This is a genomic window from Vibrio sp. SG41-7 (genome assembly GCF_014164465.1).
Classification (GTDB): Bacteria; Pseudomonadota; Gammaproteobacteria; order Enterobacterales; family Vibrionaceae; genus Vibrio; species Vibrio splendidus.
The window spans coordinates 1-11,092 of the sequence record NZ_JACJFF010000148.1; the positions used below are offsets into that span (position 1 = coordinate 1).

The window sequence follows — 11,092 nt, forward strand, 5'->3', positions numbered from 1 at the left end:
CGGACAGTGATTCCGGAGTTCGTGGAAATTTGGCTGGTTTATCCCGGAAATGGTGTCCGGATTAAAACGGAATGAATGTCCGGATAATCCCGGAATCGGTGGTCGGATTGCTCCGGAATATGCAAACAAGAGCAATATTCTTTTCTAATGTTATGAAAATACCAGAGCCAGATACGCCGGTGTACTCCTTAGCTCCGCCTCTCCCTTTGTTAAAGTTATGAAAAGTATCTTTTCTAACAGTACTTTCAATACTGTGTGTACCAACACTTCTCATTCTTTGATTTAATGGCACTTGTGCGACTGTATTTTCAAATGGGTGAGAAGTGATAATTTCAGGAGCATGAGCTGTCAGTTGATTAACATCTACTTCGATAGATAGTGAAATGTTAGCGAAATTTGCGGTTACATCATCAGTTATTAACTCGATGATTGATACGTCGCTTATTTTGGAGTTATCAAAGTCACTAACGAGCTTGGAAGCAAAGAGTTCTTGCTGTCCTACTTTAAGGCTGATTTCTTCAATATTACAGATATTTTCGGGGTTATCTTCTGCAAAAAGCACATGGTGACAAGTGGCTACAAAAGCACGATCTTGTGACAGAAACGGAACTCCACTACCGATGCATTTACCTTGACGATAAATTTTTCCGTGAAGCTTTTCTTTGTTTTGTAAGAGAAAACTCAAGAGTACTCCAAAGAGCACTGCTCGATGAAAAGTAAGTTACTGGTAGGGAAATTACACCGCTGGCGAATATCGTCTTCGATGTCATAATTTAGGTAAATGGTGAACGATGTACCTAGTTCAGCAGCTCGCTCTTGGAGTAGTTGAATAGTCTCGGCGTCAGGGTGATTATATCTACCACCGTTAGTTGAGATGTAGTAATTGGTGCAATCAACTAATGCTAAAAGCTCTTCATTAGTATTGTGGCTAGAACCATGATGCGATAGCTTGAGGAGATTCAGCGGTAGTGGGCTTTCTGCTGAGTAGCCTCTATTTTTAATGCTAGTACATGCTGACTCAGCATGTGAGTCACCAAGCATAAGGATGTTACTCCCATTACAAGATAGTAGAAGTATTAGCGATGACTTGTTGATAATGTCACCGGACTGAGTTTGCTGCTTCTTGTACTTTAAAATCCCATCTTCGTAGATGATATTGCTTTCCCAACTTTCATATAGTAATTCGACAGTTACTTCGTCGGGAGATAATACAACCACGTTGATATTCCCAAAGGTTAGTTCTTGATTAGTAGTGACTTGGTTGAAGCTTTTCCCGCGTTGTTCAAGGACGCCTTTCAAACTGTGCCCATGCTTGAAGCCGACTTCTTCACCCTGATATTCACTAGGAAACTCAGGATGATTCATGAATAGCTGGTACGAAGTAAGATCGAGTTCTTCATCATTAACGAGGTTGAAGATGCCACCGAGGTGGTCGTAGTCAACATGTGTAATGAATATCGCGTCAATCCCATTGTGATCTAGATGCTCTCTAATTTGCCCATAGGTAGACGGCATACCACCATCGATTAGAATATTTGTACTGTTGCTCTTTACTATGAATGAATCGCCTTGAAGCGCTCCAAATGAAATGAATTCCACCTACTTATTCTCCATCTCCAACGCAACTCTCCCCGCAACCCGCACACCACTTTCCCCGACTGTTAGAGTCGAGTCGTTAAAGCTGATTGCTAGTTTCTTACCAGGTAGGCGCTGACTATCGTTGAGCGAGAGTAGGCCGTCCATATCTATTAGGTCAGCGCCACTTACTGCTTGGTGAACTTCCTTATCGACAATGAATGTAGCGCCATCGTGCTCGGTGCACATCATATACAAACCACGCTTAGATCGACTTAAAGGCTCGTTTAAAAGCCTATGAAATGTTTAATGACATATAGAATATCATTATGATCTCATATCAAGTAGCTCTAAATCTGTATTTTATGACTTGCAACAGTTACTTACGATTTTGAGCTTAATTATTACACATGCTAGTGGGGGGATTGAATCAGGATGGAAGTGTTGGAGTTAAGACGAGGGATGGAACGGTTACTGATGAGTATTCAAGGTGAAGTAAACGGCCCAGTAGATCACTACCGAGCCTCATTGTTAGACTTTACTTCTTCTACTTCGCATAATTCGAAGGAAACAGTGCTCGTTTCGCTTCTTCATCACGTTCGGTTTTAAATTCAATGCCTTTACCAATCTCGCGAGCGCGCAGTGCAGCAGGGCGAGTGTTGATTGCGTTAAACCAGCGCTTCAAATTCGGGTAAGGTGCTAGGCCTTCTTCACCAAGCACGAAAGGTGCTTTATCAACCCAACCCCATGCTGCGACATCGACGATGGTGTACTCATTTCCGACGAAAAACTCACGACCTTCCATATGTTTCTCTAACACTTCGTAGTGACGTTGTGCTTCGCGTAGATAACGATTTACCGCGTAATCTAAGCCTGCTGGTGCAGCATGACGGAAGTGTACCGATTGGCCAGAGTATGGACCAAGTCCGCTTGCGATAAACATCATCCAAGATAATAGTTCAGCTCTGTCTTCTGGCTGACCAGCTAGCTTGCCTGTTTTCTCAGATAGGTACAGCAGGATAGCGTTAGAGTCGAATACACGTTGTCCATTATCTTCAATCGCGGGCGTTTTGCCGTTTGGATTGATCAAACGATATTCCGGTGTGTGTTGCTCGCCTTTTAAGGTATCGACAGGAACAAGTTCAAAATCTAGGCCTGTCTCTTCTAGAAACAGAGCGATCTTCATTGGGTTGGGTGTTTGGTGAAAATAGAACTTAAGCATGGGGTAACTCCTTGTATTGGTGATTCATTAAAGCATCACTTGAACGATCGTTCAATAAATGATTTTTGAATTTTCTGTGAATTGACTGATTTGATACCAAACTCTGTGCCTTTGAACTTGGCTGTGTAAACGTGAATTAGCGTCGACTGGTAGGGGAATCGCGTTTTAAGTTGCTGAAATAATGAACATAAACGCACGTTTAGATTCGAGGCTGAGCTTCGAAACTTACGGGTTTAGATGGAATAGGGATGTGGGATTCGAAGTTAAATATTCCAAAGTCATCAAGGGCGCTCCTCATAACTCGAAGCTATCTGGATATTTGAGCTTACTCTGGCGCATAAAATCGTGATCTGCAGCCACATCTTATGCAACAAATGAATATTAACCTTGGAGAGTAAGGTTTGGTTCACGGTTTTTTAATCTTGGCGGCTTACATTGGTGAGCAAATCTGATGTGAAACACTTAACGACACAGGATCTTTCCATGAAAAAGAACATTATCGCCCTCGCTCTTGGTGGCATGCTCGCTTTTGGCGCAACACCTTACTCTTTTGCTGCTAACGATGGCGCTGTACAGGCTTCTGCGGACTACGCACAGTTGGTGACTAAGCGACAAGTTGTAGACCAACTACTTCTTGATGCGTTGCAGGCGTTTAAGTCTCCGGCAAGAATTTCACACGCGGGCTTCACGGCTAAAATGCCAAGCAACATGGAAATTGTGACTAACCGATTGTTAGAAGCGTACCAGTTAGAACCTTACCGTACTGACCTGCTGATCTCGGCAGCGAACGCTCAGATCTACAACAAGAATGCAGAGCGCGCTATTGAGCTGTTTGAGCAAGCATTGACGGTTGCGCCAGACGATGTCGACCTTCATGCGTATCTAGCGGTTTGGCAGCGATTTGAAGGCAATGACAGTGAATCGAATAAGCACATGGGGAAACTGGAAAGCCTGAACAAGGGCAAAGCAGAAGACATCAAGCGTATTTTTGCTACGGTTGACCGCGTGTTAGAAACACCACTGAAAGAGTCGGCAGACAAAGGTTTATTGGATGACCACGGTGCCATCGTCACTTTGGGTTACGCGCTTAACCCTGATGGTTCTATGCATGAGATCTTGATTGAACGTCTTGAAACCACATTAGCAATGTCGAAAGCTAACCCTGATGCGATGATCGTGTTAACCGGCGGCGTGCCAAAGAATCATAAGACTGAAGGCAAGTTAATGGCGGATTGGCTTATCTCAAAAGGGGTAAGCAAAGACCGCATCATTGAAGAGAACTACGCGACCAGCACGGTAGGCAATGCCTTGTTCAGTAGCTACGCGCTTGCTCGTCATGATATTAAACACGCGACCATTATTAGCTCGGCAAGCCATGTTCGTCGTGGTCAAACTCTGTTTGAGATCGCGAGCTGGCAGACGGGCCCTCAGGGCATTACCTTCGATACGGTTTCTTACCCAGACAAGCCGCTAGAAGATCTTAAGAAAGCGAGCAGTGGTGAGCTTCTAGGCATCTACCGTGACGCACTGAGAACGTATGGTATGTGGAGCTACCGCTCTTACCCATTGGAATCTCGTTAAGCCCAAGCATTATTTGCGTTTGGGAAAAGCACCGTTCGTGTTAAACCAAAGCGTCACTTGCTAGTACAATCGAGCACAGCTAGATGATATGCTGTGCTCCTATTTAATTTAGTGTTTCAAAGGCAAAAAAATGAACCCGATTTTAGCGATGTTGAAAGAGAACAATATTAGCGACGAGCAGATCAGTGAGCTATTCAAAACGCTGACAGAGAACCCTCTTGCAGCAATGGCGACAATCAGCCAACTTGGTTTACCACAAGATAAGCTTCAAATGCTGATGGGTCAGGTAATGCAAAACCCTGCGCTAGTCAAAGAAGCAGTTGAAGAGCTTGGCCTAGATTTTTCTAAGGTTGAAGCGGCTAAAGAGCAACTTCAAAAATAAGTGAATTTGAATGAGCTAATATCGAATTAGCTTTATCCACATTCAATAAAAAGGTCGTTTAAGTTCAGCAACAGGCTGTCTTAACGGCCTTTTTTGATCTTGGTGGCGATTTTTGACTTTGATTTGAGTGCTATCAATCATCCTTTCTGATCCTATACATACCGACCATTTCAACACAATTGACAGCAACCTTGCCAAATATGTGCGACTACTGACAATTTACTTACTAGACTTAATTAACCTATGTGCGACCTGATATGTGCACCTTGATGAGCAGAGTTTTTGGATGAAGACGGCCCTAAATAATAGGGCTAACCGATTTGGCCATAAGCGCGGTTTATCTATGAGTCACATTAAGGAAAAGAATAAGAGGGCAACAAACTAAGCCCTTTATTGAGCAGTGATTTATAGGACATGAGTTATGAAGTATTTAAAGGAAACCGCTTTAGCGAGCCTTGTGCTGGCTGGGCTTGTTGGTTGTGGCGGTGATTCAGGTTCATCAAGCAGCACGACACCCATTACCTTGAGCGTGAGTGATGCGCCCATTGATGATGTTAAAGACGTCACCGTGACATTCAGTAAGGTCGCTTTACTTCCTCAAGGGGGAGGTTCGCCACTGATTTATGATGTGTATAAAACGGACGAAAACGGCGATTACGTTGATGAAAATGGCGATCCATTGCCAGATGGTGAGGACCCTATTCCATTAAGTGTGAATTTGTTGGATTACCAAGGCAGCGAGGCGCTTCCTTTGATTGAAAATGAGGTCATTCCGGTAGGCAGCTATAAGTTGTGTGTGTTTGCGAATGATGGCGATCACCCAACAGATCCATCTTACGTGATAGAAAACGATGATATGACCCGTGAGTTAACAGTGAAAGGTGAAGGCGCGTGCCCGCAAGGTGTGGGTAAAGAAGATAACGCTGGCGTACTTTACTTTAATGATTCATTTAATGTGAACCAACAGAGTAACGATTTTGTTGTTGAGTTCGATCTTCGACGAGGTCTAAAGAACACTTCGACTTTCCCTGATTACACCATTCAAAGAACGTCTGTAAGCCTTATCAATACGGTTGAGACAGGAAACATTGAAGGCACTGTAGCGACAACAACTTTCGAAGCTTGTAACCCTACAGACGATAACACGTTCGTTCAGTCAGTGTACTTGTATGAAGGTAATGTTGAACAAGCTGACATGGCTCCGATTGGCGGCAGTGATGAAGTGAAACCGATTACTTCAGCATCAGTGGTAATGAATGAAGCACAGACTAACTATGAGTTCTCTCTGGGCTTCATTGATCCAGGTACTTACTCATTGGGTTATACGTGTACTGCGCAGTACGACAGTGATGAAGACAATGCCGATCCGGTTGCTGATGGTTTTGAAATCTATGATGTTCAAAACAGTGTTCAGGTAGTGGTTGGTCAGGATAACCAAGTATCGTTTTAAATCTTTGACGTGATTTAGCATTCGAATAAAAACGGCCTCTTATTTGGAGGCCGTTTTTGATCATGTCACTTAGCTAGCATGAATTTGATGTGCATTGAGTGTGACTCTAGGGAAGTGATAATGTAACGTTGTATCTCTTACTCGAACCTAGTGAAATGTACTCCGGTGTTGCTCATGAAATCTAGCTTAAGCATTCGATCTTACACCAAGCAATTTAATACCCATGCTCATGATGACCATCATCAACTGGTATTGCCGATCCAAGGCAGTATCAATATCGAAATGGTGGGGTATGTCGGCAAAGTGGCCGTGGGCGAATGTGTGGTGATTCCAGTAACCACCGCGCATGCGTTTAAGGCGGATGAAGCAGCGCGGTTTATTGTCGCAGATATGGCAGAGTTGCCGCAGCACTTGTTGGAGCATGAGCTCTCGGTTTTCACGATAACACCACCTTTAATGAGCTTCCTGTTGTTTGTAGAGAAGCAGTTGGAATATCAGGTCGATAGCGGTATTGAATCATCAATCTTGGATGTGTTTTCACTGCTGTTAGAGCAACAACAAGTGAGCAAGAGCATCGACCCAAGAATCCGTGCGGTACAAAGGCTGATAGCGGATAATTACACGCAGCCGTTATCCATTTCACAACTTGCAGAAACGGCCTGTTTGAGTCCCACTCAATTTAAAAAACGCTTCAAAGAGTGCCTGGGGATCAGTGCGCTTAAATACATCACTCGATATCGCATGGAGAAAGCCCAAGCCTTGCTAACCCACACCGATTTACCGGTTCAGTTGATAGCCGAAAATGTGGGTTATAGTGATGTTTCTGCTTTCAGTCGTCGCTTCTCTCAGCACTTTGGAATGTCTCCAAGGGCGTTTCTAGGCTCAATGAAAGACAGTCTTTAGAAACAACAATAGCGTCCTTTCGGCAAACTAACTTTTATCAATCTTCACTATTATCTATTTCAGAACTGAAAATTGGGTAATAGAAATGAATCTTGCCATCAATCGCGTTAACGAATTCCAAACGGGCACTTTAGCCATCTTGTTTGCTTCTATTTTATGGGGCACGACAGGCACCGCTGCAAGCTTTGCTCCCGATCTAAGTCCATTAGCAATTGGTGCTTTCTCTATGGGCGTCGGTGGCCTAATGCAAGCGGGCTTGGCGTATCGAAAAATCCTCCTCGCCTTCGATAAACTTTTGCAGAACAAGAAGCTGTTGGCAGTGAGCGCTTTGGCTTTGGCGATCTATCCTTTAGCTTTCTATTCTTCAATGAAATTATCAGGCGTGGCGATTGGTACCGTGGTTTCGATTGCAACCGCACCTTTCTTTTCGGCACTGTTAGAGTGTCTGATTAGCAAAAAGAATAATATCAACAAACGTTGGCTCACTAGCTTTGCGATTGGTGTGGTGGGTATTGGGTTGTTGGTGTTTTCAGAATCTTCATCGACGAATGAGTCCGGTGATGATCTCAAGCTGTTAGGTATTGCTTTAGGTCTGGTCGCTGGGTTGTGTTACGCCATTTATTCTTGGGCGACCAAAGCACTGATCGACAAAGGGATTAAGTCACAAGCAGCGATGGGCAGTATTTTTGGCCTCGGTGCGATGCTGTTGATGCCAACGCTCTGGTTTACGGGGGAGAACCTGTTTTCCTCGCAGATCAACGTATTAGTCATCAGTTATCTGACGTTAATCCCACAATGCTTGGGCTATATCGCCTTCAGTTTTGGTTTACGCCATGTGACCGCGAGTAGCGCCAATCTACTTACTTTGTTTGAACCAGTAGTTGCAGCGGTGCTTGCCGTCTGCGTTGTCGGTGAGCTGATTCCTTTTATAGGTTGGTTAGGTATGTTTCTGATTGTGCTGTGCTTGTTGATACAGTCGAAGCCATCTAAAGGAACGCTATAAGTATTTGTTTTGTTGTGCCTAATTGAAATTTATTCATGCGTAATTCTTATAATTGAATAAAATCAGTATCTCAGTTGTGAGAGTGCTGTTACTATCGATATCAATAGTCGGGGGGCATATACCTTATTTGGTGTTTGCTGAGATCGTTAATCGAGACCCGTTGAACCTGATTCAGTTAACACTGGCGTAGGGAACTATAAGCACTCGATCTACGTCTGCGCTCATGAAGACTTTTCATGAATCCAATGCGACTTCTCCTTCGATCGGTGTTCGTTCTCCTACGTCTTGTAAGATAGTAGGAGCGACAATGACACACAGTTCTATTTCAAAAGATTTAACGCCAAAAGCCTCAACTCCAAAATCCTCAACACAGCAGCACTCTGCTGAAGAGACGATTCGCACGAATACTCCGATTGTTCTAACCATCGCGGGTTCTGACAGTGGCGGCGGTGCAGGTATCCAAGCTGATATTAAAGCCATGTCTGCTACCGGTAGTTTTGCTTGTTCGGTAATTACCGCTATCACTTCCCAGAACACTCAAGGCGTATCAGCCATTTTTCCTATCCCACTCGACCATGTCGCTAGCCAGTTAGATGCGGTTTTTACTGATCTCAATATCGTGGCCGTAAAAGTCGGCATGTTGGCCGATTCGCAAATCATCAAAGTCGTCGCTGACAAAATTAAGCAGTACGAACCTAAGCATCTTGTGATTGACCCTGTAATGGTCGCGACAAGTGGTGACCTTCTCTTAGAAAACTCTGCTATTACGACTCTAAAGCAAGAACTGATTTCGCTGGCAGACATCATTACCCCTAACTTGCCAGAAGGCGCGGCGTTAACAGGCAAGCCGGTACCTGAAAGCGAAGCCGAAATGCAGGGCATGATTGAAGATTTACGCGCACTAGGTGCTAAAGCCGTTCTTCTCAAAGGCGGTCATTTAGAGAAAGATGAAAACAGTAACGATCTACTGATTCTCCCGACGACGTCTGCATTGATTAGCGCGAAGCGTTTCCCGACTAAAAACACCCACGGCACGGGCTGTACGCTTTCATCTGCCATTGCTTCTTTCTTGGCTCAGGGCAACACGCTGGCAGAAGCTGTTGACCTAGGCAAACAATACATTTCTCGCGCGATTGCTCATGCTGATGAGTTGCAAGTTGGTCAAGGTCATGGCCCGGTAAATCACTTCTTCGCTGGACACGGTAATGTCCGTTAATACGGTTGGCGTTCAACTCAGCAACGCGACGTTACGTTACCGAGACAGCGAGTACGCGACCTTGTCTGGGTTGTCGCTTAGCTTAAACGCAGGTAAGTGGACGGTATTGCTGGGTCGAAGTGGTTGCGGAAAAACCACGGTATTGCGTTATCTGGCAGGCTTGCTGGACGACAAGGTGGAGTGGCAGGGCACATTGGCAACGTCCGATGAATTGCCTTTAACGGACCGCATCGCTTACATGGCGCAGCAAGACTTGTTACTGTCATGGCTATCGGTCATCGACAATGTTTGCCTGAGTCATCGTTTTCAAAATCCAGTTTCTGATAAAGCACTGCAAACCAATCAAGCACTAGAGTTGTTAGCTGCGGTTGGTTTGGCTGATTATGCGAATGCGATGCCGGATCAATTGTCTGGCGGTATGCGTCAGCGTGTTGCTTTGGCTCGCACCTTAATGCAAGACAAACCAGTGGTGCTGATGGATGAACCGTTCTCTGCGCTGGATGCGGTAACAAGACACAAGCTGCAAAGTTTAGCGTGTGAATTGTTAAGAGATAAAACCGTTGTGTTGATTACTCATGATCCACAAGAAGCGGTGCGTTTGGCGGATAACTTGTATGTGTTGCAAGGCACACCTGCGAATGCTCAGTCTTTATCTGTGCCTCTCACATCAACACCACGAGTGTTAGACGGTGAATGCGCTGAGTTACAACAAGCGATCTTAGATCAGTTGGAGCGTGACTATGAATGATCTAACGCGAAGCGAAGTTGGGGTTCGTTCAACCGACATACAGGCTAGCACTGAACGTCCTCGCCAGATGAATCCCGTTATGCGTTTGCTTATCAGCAGTGCTGTGATTCTCGGTTTATGGCAAATGGTGGTGGTTATCTTCGAGATGCCGAGCTTCATTCTGCCAGCGCCTGCAGAAGTCTTTATTAAACTATTCGAACGCTACGATGTATTGCTCAAACACACTTGGGTGACTGCGCAAGAGATCTTACTTGGCTTGCTACTCGGTTTGTCGATGGGGCTATTTTTCGCCCTACAGATGTTGATGTTCGAACCACTAAAACGCTGGCTGTTACCTATCTTAATCGCTAGCCAAGCGATTCCTGTGTTTGCGATTGCTCCAGTATTGATGTTGTGGCTTGGCTATGGCATCGCCTCAAAAGTGGTGATGGCGGCGATCATTATATTCTTCCCTGTGACGACCTGTTGCTACGACGGCCTGCGAAATACTCCGACAGGCTATCTCGATCTTGCCAAAACGATGGGCGCATCGAAATGGCAATTGCTGCGTTATATCCAACTGCCTGCTGCGTTGCCAACACTGGCGTCTGGCATTCGTGTGGCGGTGGTTATTGCCCCAATTGGCGCGGTCGTCGGGGAGTGGGTGGGTTCGAGTGAAGGGCTGGGTTACCTAATGCTACAGGCCAACGCGCGAATGATCATTGATGAGATGTTTGCTGCCTTGTTCATCTTGGCGGTGCTGTCTATCTCGCTCTACTTCATCACAGACAAGTTACTCAAAAAAGCTATCCCTTGGGAGAACCAGTAATGGCTTGCTCAATAACACTTTGTTTAATAAGGCTTCGCTCAACGCTATTTACCTCAACAAAACTTCGTTAAAAATTAGCTCTATACCCAATCAACTTGAAGATGCAGGCTTAAACACCTGAAAATTGTCATTGATTCGAGACGTCAACGAACCTGCAATCTCTGGAAGAGTTACAGTAAAAAATTGGTCTATGGCTTCCTTGAA

General features: G+C 44.9%; 10 protein-coding genes, 3 pseudogenes and 1 riboswitch. Of the genes and pseudogenes, 8 read left to right on the plus strand and 5 right to left on the minus strand.

What is annotated here, in order from left to right:
- Positions 1 to 61: 61 nt before the first annotated feature.
- The 4 genes and pseudogenes from H5300_RS23425 to H5300_RS23440 form a co-directional block, all read right to left on the minus strand.
- Complete coding sequence (locus H5300_RS23425) at positions 62 to 685, minus strand: hypothetical protein (protein WP_182797024.1); 624 nt, start codon at positions 683 to 685, stop codon at positions 62 to 64.
- A complete protein-coding gene (locus H5300_RS23430) occupies positions 682 to 1,599 on the minus strand; it encodes an MBL fold metallo-hydrolase (protein WP_182797025.1) in 918 nt (305 codons plus the stop codon). Before H5300_RS23430 ends, H5300_RS23425 begins: the two co-directional genes overlap by 4 nt.
- Positions 1,600 to 1,833 (minus strand): annotated as a pseudogene (locus tag H5300_RS23435) (transcriptional regulator); the annotation flags it as partial.
- Between the two features lie 289 nt (positions 1,834 to 2,122).
- A complete protein-coding gene (locus H5300_RS23440; protein ID WP_182797027.1) occupies positions 2,123 to 2,797 on the minus strand; it encodes a glutathione S-transferase family protein in 675 nt (224 codons plus the stop codon).
- A gap of 483 nt (positions 2,798 to 3,280) precedes the next feature.
- Between H5300_RS23440 and H5300_RS23445 the strand changes: the two genes are divergently transcribed.
- The 8 genes and pseudogenes from H5300_RS23445 to H5300_RS23480 all read left to right on the plus strand — a co-directional run.
- Positions 3,281 to 4,378, plus strand: a complete 1,098-nt coding sequence (locus H5300_RS23445) for a YdcF family protein (RefSeq protein WP_182797028.1) — start codon at positions 3,281 to 3,283, stop codon at positions 4,376 to 4,378.
- Between the two features lie 130 nt (positions 4,379 to 4,508).
- Positions 4,509 to 4,760, plus strand: coding sequence for a DUF2999 family protein (locus H5300_RS23450; protein WP_102320344.1), 252 nt, complete (start codon positions 4,509 to 4,511; stop codon positions 4,758 to 4,760).
- A 421-nt stretch (positions 4,761 to 5,181) separates the two neighbouring features.
- Entirely contained in the window at positions 5,182 to 6,210 is a 1,029-nt protein-coding gene (locus tag H5300_RS23455; protein WP_182797029.1) for a DUF4382 domain-containing protein, read from the plus strand.
- Between the two features lie 174 nt (positions 6,211 to 6,384).
- Positions 6,385 to 7,113 carry an AraC family transcriptional regulator gene (locus H5300_RS23460; protein WP_016768295.1) on the plus strand — a complete coding sequence of 243 codons (729 nt, stop codon included), beginning with the start codon at positions 6,385 to 6,387 and terminating at the stop codon, positions 7,111 to 7,113.
- A gap of 85 nt (positions 7,114 to 7,198) precedes the next feature.
- Positions 7,199 to 8,116: a DMT family transporter gene (locus H5300_RS23465; RefSeq protein ID WP_182797030.1), complete on the plus strand. Its 918-nt coding sequence runs from the start codon at positions 7,199 to 7,201 to the stop codon at positions 8,114 to 8,116.
- 98 nt (positions 8,117 to 8,214) lie between these two features.
- Positions 8,215 to 8,326: riboswitch (TPP riboswitch) on the plus strand.
- A 97-nt stretch (positions 8,327 to 8,423) separates the two neighbouring features.
- Positions 8,424 to 9,332, plus strand: a complete 909-nt coding sequence (gene thiD, locus H5300_RS23470; RefSeq protein ID WP_182797031.1) for a bifunctional hydroxymethylpyrimidine kinase/phosphomethylpyrimidine kinase — start codon at positions 8,424 to 8,426, stop codon at positions 9,330 to 9,332.
- Positions 9,322 to 10,080, plus strand: coding sequence for an ABC transporter ATP-binding protein (locus tag H5300_RS23475; protein WP_182797032.1), 759 nt, complete (start codon positions 9,322 to 9,324; stop codon positions 10,078 to 10,080). Before thiD ends, H5300_RS23475 begins: the two co-directional genes overlap by 11 nt.
- Positions 10,081 to 10,153: 73 nt before the next feature.
- Positions 10,154 to 10,888: pseudogene (locus tag H5300_RS23480) on the plus strand (ABC transporter permease); the annotation flags it as partial.
- Between the two features lie 90 nt (positions 10,889 to 10,978).
- Here the strand turns inward: H5300_RS23480 and H5300_RS23485 are convergent.
- Positions 10,979 to 11,092, minus strand: a pseudogene (locus H5300_RS23485) (IS630 family transposase); the annotation flags it as partial.

What these genes read in the sequence shown, in the direction of transcription:
- H5300_RS23450 (WP_102320344.1), top strand. Translation starts at nt 4,509, where the DNA reads ATGAACCCGATTTTAGCGATGTTGAAAGAGAACAATATTAGCGACGAG.
- H5300_RS23475 (WP_182797032.1), top strand. Translation starts at nt 9,322, where the DNA reads ATGTCCGTTAATACGGTTGGCGTTCAACTCAGCAACGCGACGTTACGT.
- H5300_RS23465 (WP_182797030.1), top strand. Translation starts at nt 7,199, where the DNA reads ATGAATCTTGCCATCAATCGCGTTAACGAATTCCAAACGGGCACTTTA.
- H5300_RS23455 (WP_182797029.1), top strand. Translation starts at nt 5,182, where the DNA reads ATGAAGTATTTAAAGGAAACCGCTTTAGCGAGCCTTGTGCTGGCTGGG.
- H5300_RS23460 (WP_016768295.1), top strand. Translation starts at nt 6,385, where the DNA reads ATGAAATCTAGCTTAAGCATTCGATCTTACACCAAGCAATTTAATACC.
- H5300_RS23440 (WP_182797027.1), bottom strand. Translation starts at nt 2,797, where the DNA reads ATGCTTAAGTTCTATTTTCACCAAACACCCAACCCAATGAAGATCGCT.
- thiD (WP_182797031.1), top strand. Translation starts at nt 8,424, where the DNA reads ATGACACACAGTTCTATTTCAAAAGATTTAACGCCAAAAGCCTCAACT.
- H5300_RS23445 (WP_182797028.1), top strand. Translation starts at nt 3,281, where the DNA reads ATGAAAAAGAACATTATCGCCCTCGCTCTTGGTGGCATGCTCGCTTTT.